We start from the raw sequence: 13,809 nt of genomic DNA, 5'->3' as shown, positions 1-13,809 counted from the left end.
CATTTCAAGAAAAACTGGAAAAATGGTAAGCTGGCCATGGTCCTGAAGCCTCTAGCCGCAAGCCCGAACCATCTAATCCTTTCTCCTCGGATTCAACCTTTGCTAGAAAGGCTTCTACTTTTGCTACAGGAAGCAGGTACACACTATTCCAGCTCATATTCTCCTTTAGACCTGTGACGTCCTTCCCCCAGTTTTTTTTCACATCTGCTTGCACAGCATAGGTTTTTAACTGTTCATGAATGTGATCACATAACCGGTCCTTTTCCTTATCGAGCTCTTTTTCAATGAGATGATCAATCTTCTTCCTCTCAAAAAATTGACGTCCTGGAGGTAATTCTTTGATTTCTTTACGTTTTTCTTCAATAGTAGTATTGTTCTGACTTACTTGCTGCTTTAACTGATCTTCATCACAGTAAATTTTCAAATTCCATTCTTCGTTGCCTTTGAGCAATTGAAATGAATTTTCAACCTTATCCCCGTTAGACTTAATGGATTGCTGCAAGCTCTCTTCACTGTTGTAAATCGTACAGAATTTCAAGGGTATAACGGTATAGTTGTTATAAAGTAATGTTAAGGCTTCATGATGATGAAATGCTTTCTTCTGCAGCCATTCCAAATCATTATTGATCTTTTGTTCAATTGATTCTTCGGCATATTCGTTTGGATCAAGGTCACAAACGACCGCGGTAATATCATCTATAGGAAAGGTGTATAGTTTCCCTTCCCCGTCAAAACCTTCAACCGATGGAAGCGGTTGTTGGTCTGCTTCTGCTGCTGGTATTAAACCGTATAAATAGATCTTCTTATCCATTTTACATTCACTCTTCCTTTTGCTTCGTCAACTCTTCCCATTGTTCCATTTCTTTACGTTTCGCCACCTCATACCTTTGTAGAAGTTCCGCTTCTTTCTCTTTATAAGCTTCTTCGGGGATTTCCTCTAATTCATACATCATTTGCAGTTGAACCAGCTTCTGTTGAATGGTTGGAAGGTCATAGAGTTCCTTGTCAGCTTCTTCTTTTACCTTTTCACCGACTTTCTTAACTACATTCATTGGCCCGGTCACCAATTTGTGAAGCATCACGTTTCCTCAACAGTCAAACGAATGTCGATGAAATTGTAAGCGGGCCATGGACCTGTGTAGTTGAACTCAACTTTGTCCTTCCATTCTTCATGAGCTTCATTGACCTTTTCGTCAAAGGCTTCTTCTTTATCGCGGTCTACTAAAAAAGACGCATTGAGAAGCATTTTTTCTCCGATTGGATCATTGGACTTGGCTGCTTCAGCTTTTTCTTCTAGTGGTGTATAAATGCTTGATTTCACTTCATCCTGCATATTTGCAAATATTTTTTGGGCAGCACCACCGAGCTTAATGCGATCATAATAACCAGCCGCTTCAGATTTGCCGCGAACCGTCTGGGCCATTTCCTCCACCTCAGGATTATCATTCACCCTGGATTCAAGCCACTCTTTTTTCCCAATGACTTTTAGGCCAAGTTCAATTTTCCCTTTAATTTCGGGGAACAGCTTTTCAAATTGTGGATACAAGTTCTCGAGCAGCACAGCGACATCTTCTTTTGATTGAAAAACGTTGCCGAAGCTAATCGGGATGACCGTATCATTATGAGCCATCACATTTGAGATCACGTTTTGATGCATCATCAAGTTCTCACGGTTCGGATGGTAAATTTTCATTGGGACTTCAGCCGCAACCATGGCGGCATCTTTATAAGGAATGGTAAAGGTTTCCCGTTGTTCTCCTTCTAGTTCAATTGCTTCAAACTTCTCGTCATGATTGGTTTGAATTCCACAGAAAATATAAATTCCTGTTTCATTTTGTTCATCCATTGTTCTCTCTCCTTCTGGCATCGACCTTTATACTGAACTACACTGATCCAGAATCAATTTTTCAGCCTCTTCCAACGGGCGGTCCGTTTCCAGACAACGGCTTACTGTATGACTTAATAAATCAATACACAATTGCTGGAACTCCTCGTTCTCACCATCTATCGGGATATCTTCTCTTGAAGCGAGCCTGGCAATCATGAGAGAAGATCTCAGACTTGGTCCATTACTGTCAGCTTTCGTGCACTGCTGACGTAAGCTCGATACAAGCGTCGTAATCGCTTTTGCTTCCCTTTTCTCAATTCCTATTTTTCCAGAAACAATATCTGCTTCCCGATCAGGATCCTGATCGTTCACCGAAATCGTGATCAAGCGATCCAATAAGGCGTCCTGTGTCTCATAAACCCCAGCATATTCAGCCGGGTTACTTGTGAAAATAACCGAAAAATCCGGATGCACTCGAACGAAAGGCTCCGTTAATTTCGATCCATATAAAGGAATCACACCTTCTTCTAAAATAGAAAGAAAGATATTATTTGTCGTTGGACGGGAGCGAGTAAACTCGTCATACACCAGGGTATAACCGTTCTTAGCCGCCTCCAGCAGCCGGCCGTCCCTCCACGATTCCGTCACCTGTTCATCCTTTTTATAAACAGAGCGTACGTATTGGTCGACAACCTTTTGACTCGTATAACCGGTAAAGTCACCGATTAAATCCTTGTTGTTTAGTTCATGGTTTCCGTGCATTAACATGACCGGACGTTTTCGTTTCTTAGCGAGTGCCAGTGCCAGGGAAGTTTTTCCGGCTCCAGCAGGTCCAGTGAAATGAATGGGATAACCTGCTTTTAAATATTTTAACGAGCGGGATAACAGATCCTTCGTCTTATCGTCCTGTATCAGCGCTTTTGAATCATGATTCTTGTTTTCCTTTAGGACAGTCATTTAGGATTTCCCTCCAGTCACCTCTGTCAACTTTCAATCTTACTCCGATAACGGATATCAACACGCTTAAAGGAGGTGACCTCTTTATCTTGATTGATCAGGACATCGTATGTTCCAAGCATTTCGTCCTTTGCGTACTTCTTCATATATTCCTTTTCTTCAATTACTTCTACCGTAACCCTCCATCCCTCTTCCTCTGATTTCTCAACGGAGGTAATTTTATGGGGCGGGGCTACATGTTCAGCAAAAAATTCATTCACATTCTGCATGATTTCTTTAATTTCCATACTCTTCCTCCACGTGATTCATAGTAAAAAGTGAAGGGGCCCACTGTCACTATGGGCTCCTTCTTACACTTTCTTCTTAAATACTAAACTGTGCATTTCTTTCGTTCGGCTGAGCAGGAAGTCCTTCTTCCTCCACATCGTCTCGAAGCAGACCAACGGCTTCAGCATATCGTAACCACGTATCAACACTGGCAATTACGACTCTAGCTTCAACCGTCAAGATTTCAATTCCTACTACAGAGACTCTTGCATACGCATCGATTACAATACCTTTGTCCAGAATACGGTCAATAACCTCAGCTAAACTTGAACTATCAGCAGTCTTTTGTACAGCCACTTTACATTCTCCTTTCAGTAATCAGCCTATTTTTTTAATGTCATTTACAGATTTCAAATCCGTTGATTTTTTTACTTCGGCTGGTCCTTTGATATTTGTTGCACTTTTTATATCCGAGACGCTTTTAAGGTTCTCAGCACCTTTTACTCTGTCACTCTTATTACTTGAGGAAATTTTCTTTTGAAATTCTTCCCCTGCTTCTTTTACGTTTCCAAGTTTGTCTCGCACAGAAAGTAAAACATCCTGAACCTTTTCTTTCGCATCATCGGCTTTTCCGTGAACATTGTGGGCATTGTTCTCTTTTACTTCAGCCAATTTCTCTGAAGCTTGATTTACTTTTGATTGCACCTTTTCTTCCACTTTGTCAGTTGCTTTATTTTGAAGCTCATCTTTAGCTTTCTGCTTCCATTCGGAAGGCGCTTTATTGATAGCTTTCTTCGCCGCCTTCCCTACGGCCTTCTTTACAGGTTTAGCACTCATTAAATCCCCCCTTCCAAGAGTGGGTCATGATTACTGCTTGGCTTCAAGCAATGCATTTAATTTCTCTTCAATCCGTTCGAGATTTTCATTTAGATGTTTATTTTCCTCTTTCAATTCCTTGTACTGTTCTGAATAGTCCTGTTCACTTGTGTCTTCGCCTGACGTTCTATCTTCTTCTGCTCCCTCTTTTTCCTGGCTTTGACCGAGAAGTTTCCCTTCATATTTACCCCAGTATCCTGCGGCTGTCTGCCTTAAGGTGATCATAGCCTGCTCGGTTATGATTTCCTGTGCGGTTCTTCGAAGTTCTCTGCCAGCACCTTTGAGCACCTCAGATTGCCCAATGCGACCGGCTACTTTTTTGCCTGTTTCGGGACTTGCCAATAGTCCCACGCTGGCGCCGACAACCCCGCCAATCAACGCCAGATTCATAGAGTTTGCAGACTCAGCAGATTGCTGCTCATGATCTTGCGTATTTTTATTTTGATCTGTTTGTTTTTCATCGTGTTGACTAGATGACTGTTCGCTTTTTTCTTGATTTGCCATAGCTTCACCTTCTTTCGACTTTTTCCAGACAAGCATTGATTATGAGATATTTAGAAACTAAATTGAGCCTCACGCTCACCTTGTCGTTCTATCATGCCTTCCTCTTGCACCTCATCTCGCAGTAAGCCAACAGCGTTGGCATATCGTAACCATGTATCTACACTCGCGATCACGACCCTTGCCTCAACAGTGAGAATTTCAATACCTACGAGGGAAACTCTCGCATAGGCATCAATCACAATTCCCTTGTCGAGAATTCTGTCAATGACTTCCGCAAGACTTGAACTGTCTGCACTTTTTTGGATACTCATTTGTGATTCTCCCTTCAAAAGTTAATCACTCAAAACGTCTTTTTAGTTTGCTTTGGTGCACAATAACACCTTTTTCTACACTTAAAACCTTGACCGTTTCATAAATCACAAATATTTCCACGTATTTCTCAAATTATTATGTATAGCCTTATGGTTGTAATATAATAAAAGCTATAAAATCAGCTTATTTGAAGGTTCGGATTTAGTAATAATACAAACATAACAATTGGGTTACATTTCTGATAATTTGACTGCTTTGACAGCCGGATTGGCTGCGAATTGTTCCTGAAAACCTTTTTCCACAAAAAAACCGCCCGATTACTCGAGCGGTTTTGAGAGGTGGGGTGTTTTTTAAAACTCAACTTCATCCTGATTTGTCACAACTAATAATGTTTTGCCTTTATCTAATTCCTCTTCCAATTGTTCAGCCTTGGAAGCATCAAATCCAATTTCTCTCATCTTAGATCTTAATTTATCACCTTTACCCCGGAACACGTTTTTAAGGGCTGTCCCAACACCCGTAACTTTCACACCCATCTTATTGGCATCTGTTTCTTTTCTATTTCGCCTGTCATGATCATTATCATGATCCAGAATAAAGATGTCTTCATCTCTGATTCCATTATTTCTAAGTTTATCAATGGATGCGCTCAACTGATCATCGTCGTGAAATACTTTAAATTTAGGTGTTGTCAATCTAATAACCTCCTTGAAAAGATGGTTACCCTATCTTTCTCTGTTTTTATGATCACCTGAAGCGTTCTGAGCGGTTCCTTTCAACTTATCTTTCTTCCCCTCATTTTGCATTCTCTTGTTATCTGCAGCATTTCCAACTTGATCCTTTATTTCACCTTTTGCCTTGCTGACGGCTCCTTTAACTTTATCTGAATATCCTTTTCCTTTACTCATGTTCTATCGCCTCCTTGAATTATATATAAACGATTTTAGAATCCAATAAACTTATTACTGCCAGCGATGATAAACGAACTCTTATGACACAAGCTTTCTATGTATCTCAATTTCCTTGATAATTGCCGCCATCTATGGCACAGTTTAAAAGACAACGTGTTAACAAAAATGAATAGATTGAATGTAGGGGGACCAGTGCAGCTGGTTGAGATTGTATCCGTAATAGATACTGACCCTTGGAACCTGATCTGGTTTAAACCAGCGTAGGAAACATATGAAACGAATTTTCGTTTATAAAGATATGCACCCTAGGTATGGTACCAGGGTGCTTTTTAATGTTCTACAGCCCCTGCTTCTCATAACATTCGCGTTAACATATCGATTTTTTTTGAGGAGGAAACCGAATGAGAAAGCTTTTATTACTTTTTAGCACATTCCTTGTATTAGCCGCCTGTTCGAGTGGTGAAGAAAGTGGGACGGCATCCGGCAAAGATAAGAAGCAGGAAGTGAAGCTCGTCCTCGATTGGACGCCCAACACGAATCATACTGGATTGTACGTAGCTCAGGCTGAGGGGTATTTTGCAGAACAGGGCTTAGATGTTGAAATCATGCTGCCTGGAGAAGCCGGGGCAGACCAGCTCGTTGCCTCTGGGAAAGCAGACTTCGGGATTAGTGCACAGGAAACACTAACAGAAGCTCGGATTCAGGGCGTTCCAGTTGTGTCGATTGGAGCCATCATCCAGCACAACACTTCAGGGTTCGCTTCACCTAAGAAGAAAGGCATCAAATCACCTGAAGACTTCGAAGGAAAAACATACGGCGGCTGGGGCGCGCCCGTTGAAAAGGCCGTACTCTCTTCATTAATGGAAAAGGATAATGCCGACGTTGAAAAAGTGAACATTATTAATATGGGAAATACTGATTTCTTCACTGCTGTTAAACGAGACGTGGACTTCGCGTGGATTTACTATGGCTGGACAGGTATTGAGGCAGAGCTTCGTGGTCAAAAACTGAACATGATGTACTTAACCGATTACTCTAAAAAACTAGATTACTATACTCCTGTCTTAACGACGAGTGAAAAGATGATGGCAGAAAATCCTGAGACTGTTGAGGCCTTTATGGCTGCTGTATCAAAGGGATATCAGTTTGCGATCGAGAAACCAGACAAGGCAGCAGACATCTTAATCGAAGCCGTCCCTGACCTCGACCCGGAACTCGTTCGTGCCAGCCAGGAATGGTTATCTCCTAAATACCAGGCTGATGCAGAACGTTGGGGGCAACAGGATATAAAAGTCTGGAAGAACTATGCTGAATGGATGTACAACCATAATTTACTTGATAAGAAGCTAAAAGCTGAGGAAGCTTTCACAAACGAGTTTTTACCTGAAAATAAATAAATTTAAAAGGAGACCCATATATGGCTAATTCACTTGTAAGCATTCAGATCTTACCGAAAACGAAAGACGGAGAAGACGTCATCCCCTATGTTGATCACGCCATTTCGATCATCGATGCATCCGGATTGAATTACGAGGTTCACCCCCTCGAAACAACGATTGAAGGCAACCTATCAGAAATTCTACCTTTGATTGAAAAGATAAATGACGCCATGGTTAATAAAGGTGCCCGTAACGTCATCTCTCAAATTAAAGTGCTTTATCAGCCAGACGGAGCTTCCATGGATGCTCTAACGGAGAAATATCGTTAATGAATAAGCTGATTCATAGAGGATGGAGACCAGGGTTGGTCCTCATCCTTTTGCTAACCTTATGGGAGGCGAGCAGTCGTGTCTTTGAAGTGCCCGACTGGCTATTGCCCGCTCCTTCGCTGATTTGGCAGGAAGCCATCCATGGATGGTCACAGTACTCCCATCACCTGTTCTCGACCATTCAATTGTCATTGCTGGGATTTGTCATTGGAACAAGCTTTGGACTGTTTGTAGCCATCATCCTGCACATGGTCCCGAGTTTGCGGGAATCCTTTTATCCGTTAATCATTCTGTCACAAAATATTCCAATCATCGTGCTCGCTCCTCTTCTTGTGATTTGGTTTGGCTTTGGCTGGCTTCCAAAAGTCATCGTGATTGTACTCGTCTGCTTTTTTCCGATTGCCGTTGCCACGATGGATGGTTTAAAGCAAACCAATCAAGAGCTCATCCACTATATGAAAATGGCCGGTGCCTCAAACGGGCAGATTTTTCGTAAATTACAGTGGCCTCACGCTGTCCCTTCCATGTTCTCCGGATTAAAAATTTCAGCAACCTATAGTGTGATGGGCGCTGTTATTTCTGAGTGGCTGGGAGCGAATGAAGGAATTGGTGTGTACATGACATTGGCCTCTTCTTCCTTTCGAACAGACCGTGTATTTGTAGCCATTTTCTTCATCATGATGTTAAGTTTGTTATTCTTTGGAGTCATTTCACAGGCAGAGAAATCCCTTACGAAATGGCAGTCAAAAGGCGGTGACCAGCAGCATGACTAAGTTATCGATTGAGCGATTATCCAAATCATTTGGTTCTGAATCCATTATTGACAACCTCTCCCTTCACGTGAATGAGGCTGAATTTGTTTCTATTTTAGGACCTTCAGGAAGTGGCAAAAGTACGCTCTTTCATTTAATCGGAGGGCTTTATCCGCCTGAAAAAGGTGAGATTTATCTTGATGAACAACGAATTACCGGAAAAAGAGGTGCCATCAGCTATATGCCGCAAAGCTCCTCCCTTCTGCCCTGGCGTACAATTCTTGATAATGTGCTGCTAGGGGCTGAAATTGCAGGAAAGCGGGACATGGAAACAGCCAGGGGGATGTTGAATAAAGCAGGATTAGGAGGATATGAAGCTGCCTATCCAAGCCAGCTGTCAGGCGGTATGAAACAACGCGCCTCTTTTATAAGAAGTTTGCTCAGCCCACAATCGCTCATTTGTTTGGATGAACCCTTTTCTGCTCTCGATGAATTTACCAGACTGGAAATGCAAAAATGGCTGCTGTCAATTTGGGAACACTATAAACGCTCGATTTTATTTGTAACCCACAATATCGAGGAAGCTCTGTTTCTATCAGACCGAATTATCGTGTTATCAAATAAACCTGCACATGTACAAAGAGAGTTTACGATTCCTTTCACACGACCAAGAGAAGAATCATTAATGCTCACTCAAGAATTCTTAGAATGGAAAAAAACAATCTACAATGAATTGAGGGAATTCTCATGACGCAGCGTATTATTGATGCCCATGTTCATCTCGATATGTATAGTGATAAAGCACAAGAGCAAATTTTGAAAGAGCTGAACACATTTCATATCGATCATTTAATTTCAGTTTCGAACCACGTGTCATCGGCACGAACGAATTTGCAGTTAGCTCACCAGAATCAGCGAGTCAAACCAGCTATCGGATTTCACCCGGAGCAGAAGCTGCCTGACGAAGAAGAATTACAGCAGCTATTCTCACTTATTGATCGAAACAAAGAAGATATTACAGCGATTGGAGAGGTCGGTCTCCCTTACTATTTACGAAAAGACGCCCCTTCCCTAAAGTTACAGCCTTATGTAGATCTGCTTGAACACTTCATCCAAATAGCCGTTAAGCTTAACAAACCTATCATCCTCCATGCCATTTATGAAGATGCTGATCTCGCTTGTGATCTACTGGAAAAATATGATTTCCATAAAGCTCACTTCCACTGGTTTAAAGGATCACCTGCAACGATTCAGCGGATGATGAACAATCAGTATTTTATTTCTGTCACCCCTGACTGTTTATATGAATCCGAAATTCAGCAGCTTATCGAACAGTATCCGTTAAGATTGATGATGGTCGAGACTGATGGACCCTGGCCATTTGAAGGAATTTTCAAAGATAAACTTACTCACCCAAAAATGATTCATCAATCGATGATGACCATAAGCAAACTAAAAGGGGTAGCATTGGATGAGGTGTATCAACAGCTCTATCAAAATACAATCAGATTTTACGGTGACTAAATACCAGATACTCTATATTTAAATGTTATGAAATCGGGTATAGGGTTATATATCCTATTAACTGAAGGAGGTTCCTTATGAGCGTGTTTAAATTAGGGGAAAAAATCCCTAACTTTACATTGCCGGCTGTTTCAGGAGAAGATTATACCTTTGAAGATTATCGACAGGCCAATGAAGGATACTGGCATTTACTCATCTACTTCAGAGGATCATGGTGCCCGGCTTGTATGGAAGAATTAAAAGGATTTGAAGAAAGCAAGAGCCATTTTGATGATAAAAAAGTAAAGTTAACCACTATCTCCACAGATAATCTTGAGAGTCTGAAAAAGATGGTCGATAAGCACGGGTTTACGTTTCCCGTATTATCGGATAGCGACCTGACAGTATTAGCCCAATATGATGTCTACTATCACGGTACGGAAGATCCATATGAAGACCATGGCACCCATGGTGAACCGGCATATTTCTTAACAGATGAAAGAGGAAATCTTCTTTACCAGCAGCGGCAGACTAGCCCATTCGGCCGCCCAAACCCGAAGGAAATTGGAAAGATCATCAAGTATATTAGTGAAAATTTTAAGTAATCATGAGAAAGCCCTGATCATCTATGGAGGATCAGGGCTTTTTATCTCCAGGACGGTGCGGTATTCTGTTTGAAATTTGAAGGATTCTCCCCTGAAATGAAGTAATTCTACCCTTATCGTTAATGGTTCGACCCTAAATTGAAGTAACTCTACCTTTTTTCATCAAAGGTTCGACCTTGGGGTTCGAAGATTCGGCCCTAGTGGCCATCGATTCGCCCCTTCATATCATAAATTCTGCCTTAACGACAAAGATTCTTCCCTAACGTAAAAATAGCGTTACAGACTATAAGCACTTATCCCCGAGGCTTATAGTCTTCGTTATGCCACTCCATCGAAGTCGCATATTCCAGAGATTCTTCATCTCCTTGTAAGTAGCCGGGAATAATCTCATTGAGCACAAAGCCGTTTTTTAATTGAAAGGTCATGACAGGATCATAAATATTCCTCTGGATGACCTGATTCGCGTATTCCTCTACAGACATTTGAACTGCGTATTTGTGGTAATGAGGAATCCGGCCGCCGATCACGATGCTTTTTAAATTTAAATCCTGACAAAGCTTTTTTCTAGCTTCATACAGGCGACGTCCAAGCTTTAGCTGTCTGTATTCGGGATGAACACAGACTTCTACCCCACAAAGGTTAACCCCTTCTGGATTGTGATTGCGGATATAGCCGTGATCCGATATTTCCTCATAAGAGTGCTTGCCTTTGTAATCGTCAAAATTAACGATCAGGCATGAGGACGTTCCAACGATTCGACCCTCGACTTCTGCCAGTATTTGTCCTTGTGGAAAAAGCGTAATTTGGCTAGCAAAGTGTTCCTGGGTAAAGGCTACCTCTGAACCAAAGCTTTGTTGAGATAAAGCTGCTACATCATCCAGATCCGCAAGTTCGGTGTTACGGATAATAATCTGTTTATCAGAATGCTTTTGATGAGTATGGCCCATAATTTTCTCTCCTTTTTCACAATGAGTTTGGACAAGTATGGATGGAGACGTCTCTTAATAGAGGAGGAGAAAGCTTGTTTTCGTTCTCCCTCCGATAAACGGCAATAGCTGTTCCTTACTGAATTTCTTCAAACTTTTCCTTAGAAGGATGTCCTTCGCAAAGCCAAACCTTTCGCTGTGATAGATTCATAATGATAGAGAACACAGTTTCCATGCGACGATGTTCCGGGGCGCGGATATTTTCAAAATGGTCGATAGAATTTGGCGCATTAAAGGAATCTGAGAACCATTCCCTGAATACTGCTTCGTCGATAGGCTGCTGTCTGGCAATTCTGGTATTGATCAACTGTTCTGCCCTTTTCTTGCGGATCATCGAATCATCGAAGACAAATTCACTTGTGTCAGTAAGCTTCTGTTTCAGAATGGGGGAGATTAAGTGGTTGGTGTGCACCAATTTCCCTCCCTCACCTCCCACCATATCAATGCCAAGTGGAGAGACTTCCACATTCAATGCCATCCCTTTCCCATTTCCTTCATCAATCCCAACTATAAAACTGGCAGCGGCGGCGATTTGACCGCCTTTAATTTTCGATATGGCTTCGTGGAGAGAACTTGAATTTAACACCCCCCGCAATCCGAGATGAATGGGGATTTCATTCGACTTTTTATCTGTCAGCAGGGCATTAAAGCAAAGTCCGATCCCAGCAGAATTAAAGCCGATTTTCCCAATGATGCCACCTTCCGTTACCATTGTTATGACAGGTTTTGACTGGTTATGGATTTCGAGCAGCAGAAGACTTTGTTTTTGGTCAGGTTTCCAATCCCAATTTTGGCCAATAATCGTCTCTGTGATAAGCGGAGCCGTGACCGCAATGGCCGTGCAGCCATCGGAGAAGGAGGCCCCTTTATAGTTGGCTAAGGCGATTTCGCTACGGGCGTTCAGAGCGAGGATATCGTCGAATTCTACCCCCGCCCCTTCAGCGACGCCTTCCATTTCTTCAATCAGCTCACGGTCATATCGTTCAATTGCCGGCAAGTGCTCACGGGCAAGTGTCTTTGCCTCCTCCCAACTGATGCCTTTATATCCGTGAAAGAGTTTTTCGTAGGTTTGCAAGCTTTTCAACACTTCCGCCTTTCCCTGACTTCCATGCTGCCTGCCTATTTCTTTTGGAGTGCCTTGGAGTACCAGCCTCTTCATGATCCATTCCGGCTCCTTTCCTGTGATTCCTTTTTAACAAAACTTTTTTTCGAATACGGAAATCGAATCGTCTAAAATCGTGATAATATCTTCGATTTGTTGTTTGTTAATGATCAGCGGTGGTGCGATAGCGACAATATTCCTTCCCACATTTGACGAAAGGGCTCTCAAGATTAGTTTACGTGTGAAGCATTCTTCTACCACTTCCGCTGATGGAAGAACCGATGGATCGAATGGTATGCCGCGGTCGCGGTCGGCGTACAGTTCAATTCCTGCTAATAACCCCACTGCTCTTGTTTTGGTGACGGTAGGGTGTTTATCTTTCAAAAAGTCAAATCCTGCCTGAAGTTCAAACTCCATGTTCTTCGTGTTAGCTACAATTTGGTCTCGCTCGATAATTTCAATATTTTTCATAGCCACTGCACACGCTGTCGGATGGCCGCTGTAGGTAAAACCATGAGCCAGCACTTGATCATACTGGACGAGCACATCCCGAATGTTTTCTTTGATCAATACAGCTCCCAGCTGGGAGTAGCCGCTTGAAATCCCTTTGGCCACGCTCATTAAATCAGGAATAACACCCCAGTTCTGCACGCCGAACATTTTACCCGTTCGTCCGAATCCACAAATCACTTCATCCGCTATCATTAAAATTCCGTATTCATTACATAATTCTCGTACCGCTTCCAAATATCCTTCTGGAGGAACGTGAACCCCACCAGACCCCTGGACAGGCTCTAGAATAACGGCAGCGATTGTATCAGCTCCCTCTTTTTCCACAATACCTCGAATAGAACTTTCATAATGAGGATCATTTTTATCGCCTCGTTCACAATTGACAAGATGCGGATTAGCGTGGAATACATCTGAAATGTTTGAGCCTGCGAAATCATGGAAGAGCGGGATCGCCGTCGCGGTCTGCGCCGCAATCGTGACTCCATGATAACCGTTCTTAATACTAATAATTTTCTTTTTCTCAGGCTTACCTTTCATCGACCAGTAGAAACGAGATAATTTAAAGGCTGTATCATTCGATTCTGAACCGCCCGACGTGTAGAAAACGGAATTTAGATCTCCCGGTGCAAGCGCTGCTAATTTCTCAGCCAGTCTGACAGCAGGTTCATTGGAATAACCAGCAAAGGACGAACTGAAAGCCAGTTTCGTCATTTGCTCTTTCGCCACTTCGGCAAGCTCTTGCTGTCCGTGTCCCAAGTTGACATTCCACAGCATGGAAAGCCCGTCAATATAGGTTTCACCATTTAAATCCCGTACGTATATGCCTTCGCCTTCTGAAAAAGTGAGTTTCGGACCTTGCTCGGCATGAACTTTAGGAATCGTAGTCGGATGCAGGTAGTGTCGTTTATCTAATTCTTCTAACTCGGACTGTTTTGCAGGATATAATTGATCTGTCATGGATAAAACCTCCTGATTATATAGTTTT

General features: G+C 42.3%; 20 protein-coding genes and 1 riboswitch. Of the genes, 6 read left to right on the top strand and 14 right to left on the bottom strand.

From position 1 onward, the window contains the following. Positions 1-4: 4 nt before the first annotated feature. From B5354_RS04600 to B5354_RS04550, 11 genes are all read right to left on the bottom strand, one after another. Positions 5-811, bottom strand: coding sequence for a GvpL/GvpF family gas vesicle protein (locus B5354_RS04600; RefSeq protein WP_079526336.1), 807 nt, complete (start codon positions 809-811; stop codon positions 5-7). 7 nt (positions 812-818) lie between these two features. After that, the gene (locus B5354_RS04595; RefSeq protein WP_079526334.1) at positions 819-1,079 is read right to left on the bottom strand and encodes a gas vesicle protein GvpG; all 261 of its coding nucleotides are present in this window, start codon (positions 1,077-1,079) and stop codon (positions 819-821) included. After that, a complete protein-coding gene (locus B5354_RS04590; protein WP_079526332.1) occupies positions 1,079-1,846 on the bottom strand; it encodes a GvpL/GvpF family gas vesicle protein in 768 nt (255 codons plus the stop codon). The genes B5354_RS04595 and B5354_RS04590 overlap by 1 nt, the downstream gene beginning before the upstream one ends. A 27-nt stretch (positions 1,847-1,873) precedes the next feature. Beyond that, the gene (gene gvpN / locus B5354_RS04585) at positions 1,874-2,785 is read right to left on the bottom strand and encodes a gas vesicle protein GvpN (RefSeq protein ID WP_079526331.1); all 912 of its coding nucleotides are present in this window, start codon (positions 2,783-2,785) and stop codon (positions 1,874-1,876) included. A gap of 26 nt (positions 2,786-2,811) precedes the next feature. Beyond that, positions 2,812-3,072 carry a gas vesicle protein GvpO gene (gene gvpO / locus B5354_RS04580; protein WP_079526329.1) on the bottom strand — a complete coding sequence of 87 codons (261 nt, stop codon included), beginning with the start codon at positions 3,070-3,072 and terminating at the stop codon, positions 2,812-2,814. A gap of 76 nt (positions 3,073-3,148) precedes the next feature. Then, positions 3,149-3,409, bottom strand: a complete 261-nt coding sequence (gene gvpJ / locus B5354_RS04575; RefSeq protein WP_079526327.1) for a gas vesicle protein GvpJ — start codon at positions 3,407-3,409, stop codon at positions 3,149-3,151. A gap of 21 nt (positions 3,410-3,430) precedes the next feature. Further along, a complete protein-coding gene (gvpQ, locus tag B5354_RS04570) occupies positions 3,431-3,889 on the bottom strand; it encodes a gas vesicle protein GvpQ (protein ID WP_079526325.1) in 459 nt (152 codons plus the stop codon). A gap of 30 nt (positions 3,890-3,919) precedes the next feature. Beyond that, a complete protein-coding gene (gene gvpT / locus B5354_RS04565; protein WP_079526782.1) occupies positions 3,920-4,432 on the bottom strand; it encodes a YtxH domain-containing protein in 513 nt (170 codons plus the stop codon). A 50-nt stretch (positions 4,433-4,482) separates the two neighbouring features. Further along, the gene (gene gvpA, locus B5354_RS04560; protein WP_079526323.1) at positions 4,483-4,743 is read right to left on the bottom strand and encodes a gas vesicle structural protein GvpA; all 261 of its coding nucleotides are present in this window, start codon (positions 4,741-4,743) and stop codon (positions 4,483-4,485) included. A gap of 351 nt (positions 4,744-5,094) precedes the next feature. Then, on the bottom strand, positions 5,095-5,439 hold the full coding sequence (locus B5354_RS04555) for a YflT domain-containing protein (RefSeq protein WP_176142406.1): 345 nt from the start codon (positions 5,437-5,439) through the stop codon (positions 5,095-5,097). Between the two features lie 30 nt (positions 5,440-5,469). After that, entirely contained in the window at positions 5,470-5,652 is a 183-nt protein-coding gene (locus tag B5354_RS04550; protein ID WP_079526319.1) for a CsbD family protein, read from the bottom strand. A gap of 175 nt (positions 5,653-5,827) precedes the next feature. Further along, positions 5,828-5,939, top strand: a riboswitch (TPP riboswitch). Between the two features lie 117 nt (positions 5,940-6,056). Between B5354_RS04550 and B5354_RS04545 the strand changes: the two genes are divergently transcribed. The 6 genes from B5354_RS04545 to B5354_RS04520 all read left to right on the top strand — a co-directional run bounded on the left by B5354_RS04545 (position 6,057) and on the right by B5354_RS04520 (position 10,223). Then, on the top strand, positions 6,057-7,052 hold the full coding sequence (locus B5354_RS04545) for an ABC transporter substrate-binding protein (protein WP_079526317.1): 996 nt from the start codon (positions 6,057-6,059) through the stop codon (positions 7,050-7,052). Between the two features lie 20 nt (positions 7,053-7,072). Beyond that, positions 7,073-7,363 carry a thiamine-binding protein gene (locus tag B5354_RS04540; protein ID WP_079526315.1) on the top strand — a complete coding sequence of 97 codons (291 nt, stop codon included), beginning with the start codon at positions 7,073-7,075 and terminating at the stop codon, positions 7,361-7,363. Then, complete coding sequence (locus tag B5354_RS04535; protein WP_079526313.1) at positions 7,363-8,136, top strand: ABC transporter permease; 774 nt, start codon at positions 7,363-7,365, stop codon at positions 8,134-8,136. The genes B5354_RS04540 and B5354_RS04535 overlap by 1 nt, the downstream gene beginning before the upstream one ends. Continuing rightward, on the top strand, positions 8,129-8,866 hold the full coding sequence (locus B5354_RS04530; RefSeq protein WP_079526311.1) for an ABC transporter ATP-binding protein: 738 nt from the start codon (positions 8,129-8,131) through the stop codon (positions 8,864-8,866). The genes B5354_RS04535 and B5354_RS04530 overlap by 8 nt, the downstream gene beginning before the upstream one ends. Then, a complete protein-coding gene (locus B5354_RS04525; protein ID WP_079526310.1) occupies positions 8,863-9,639 on the top strand; it encodes a TatD family hydrolase in 777 nt (258 codons plus the stop codon). Before B5354_RS04530 ends, B5354_RS04525 begins: the two co-directional genes overlap by 4 nt. Positions 9,640-9,716: 77 nt before the next feature. Continuing rightward, complete coding sequence (locus B5354_RS04520) at positions 9,717-10,223, top strand: peroxiredoxin family protein (protein WP_079526308.1); 507 nt, start codon at positions 9,717-9,719, stop codon at positions 10,221-10,223. Positions 10,224-10,516: 293 nt separating this feature from the next. Here the strand turns inward: B5354_RS04520 and B5354_RS04515 are convergent, their stop codons facing one another. The 3 genes from B5354_RS04515 to B5354_RS04505 all read right to left on the bottom strand — a co-directional run bounded on the left by B5354_RS04515 (position 10,517) and on the right by B5354_RS04505 (position 13,781). After that, complete coding sequence (locus tag B5354_RS04515; RefSeq protein WP_079526306.1) at positions 10,517-11,170, bottom strand: GNAT family N-acetyltransferase; 654 nt, start codon at positions 11,168-11,170, stop codon at positions 10,517-10,519. Positions 11,171-11,285: 115 nt separating this feature from the next. Next, positions 11,286-12,368: a C45 family autoproteolytic acyltransferase/hydrolase gene (locus tag B5354_RS04510; RefSeq protein WP_245804703.1), complete on the bottom strand. Its 1,083-nt coding sequence runs from the start codon at positions 12,366-12,368 to the stop codon at positions 11,286-11,288. 33 nt (positions 12,369-12,401) lie between these two features. Continuing rightward, on the bottom strand, positions 12,402-13,781 hold the full coding sequence (locus B5354_RS04505; protein WP_079526302.1) for an aminotransferase family protein: 1,380 nt from the start codon (positions 13,779-13,781) through the stop codon (positions 12,402-12,404). Positions 13,782-13,809: the final 28 nt, after the last annotated feature.

This window comes from Halobacillus hunanensis (assembly GCF_900166655.1).
Lineage (GTDB): Bacteria > Bacillota > Bacilli > Bacillales > Halobacillaceae > Halobacillus_A > Halobacillus_A hunanensis.
Note: the sequence above shows the minus strand (reverse complement) of the source record. Positions and strands in the feature narration are given on the sequence as shown.

Coding starts and splice junctions, on each gene's coding strand:
- B5354_RS04600 (WP_079526336.1), bottom strand. CDS start 811: ATGGATAAGAAGATCTATTTATACGGTTTAATACCAGCAGCAGAAGCA.
- B5354_RS04595 (WP_079526334.1), bottom strand. CDS start 1,079: ATGCTTCACAAATTGGTGACCGGGCCAATGAATGTAGTTAAGAAAGTC.
- B5354_RS04590 (WP_079526332.1), bottom strand. CDS start 1,846: ATGGATGAACAAAATGAAACAGGAATTTATATTTTCTGTGGAATTCAA.
- gvpN (WP_079526331.1), bottom strand. CDS start 2,785: ATGACTGTCCTAAAGGAAAACAAGAATCATGATTCAAAAGCGCTGATA.
- gvpO (WP_079526329.1), bottom strand. CDS start 3,072: ATGGAAATTAAAGAAATCATGCAGAATGTGAATGAATTTTTTGCTGAA.
- gvpQ (WP_079526325.1), bottom strand. CDS start 3,889: ATGAGTGCTAAACCTGTAAAGAAGGCCGTAGGGAAGGCGGCGAAGAAA.
- gvpT (WP_079526782.1), bottom strand. CDS start 4,432: ATGGCAAATCAAGAAAAAAGCGAACAGTCATCTAGTCAACACGATGAA.
- gvpA (WP_079526323.1), bottom strand. CDS start 4,743: ATGAGTATCCAAAAAAGTGCAGACAGTTCAAGTCTTGCGGAAGTCATT.
- B5354_RS04550 (WP_079526319.1), bottom strand. CDS start 5,652: ATGAGTAAAGGAAAAGGATATTCAGATAAAGTTAAAGGAGCCGTCAGC.
- B5354_RS04545 (WP_079526317.1), top strand. CDS start 6,057: ATGAGAAAGCTTTTATTACTTTTTAGCACATTCCTTGTATTAGCCGCC.
- B5354_RS04540 (WP_079526315.1), top strand. CDS start 7,073: ATGGCTAATTCACTTGTAAGCATTCAGATCTTACCGAAAACGAAAGAC.
- B5354_RS04535 (WP_079526313.1), top strand. CDS start 7,363: ATGAATAAGCTGATTCATAGAGGATGGAGACCAGGGTTGGTCCTCATC.
- B5354_RS04530 (WP_079526311.1), top strand. CDS start 8,129: ATGACTAAGTTATCGATTGAGCGATTATCCAAATCATTTGGTTCTGAA.
- B5354_RS04525 (WP_079526310.1), top strand. CDS start 8,863: ATGACGCAGCGTATTATTGATGCCCATGTTCATCTCGATATGTATAGT.
- B5354_RS04520 (WP_079526308.1), top strand. CDS start 9,717: ATGAGCGTGTTTAAATTAGGGGAAAAAATCCCTAACTTTACATTGCCG.
- B5354_RS04515 (WP_079526306.1), bottom strand. CDS start 11,170: ATGGGCCATACTCATCAAAAGCATTCTGATAAACAGATTATTATCCGT.
- B5354_RS04510 (WP_245804703.1), bottom strand. CDS start 12,368: ATGAAGAGGCTGGTACTCCAAGGCACTCCAAAAGAAATAGGCAGGCAG.
- B5354_RS04505 (WP_079526302.1), bottom strand. CDS start 13,781: ATGACAGATCAATTATATCCTGCAAAACAGTCCGAGTTAGAAGAATTA.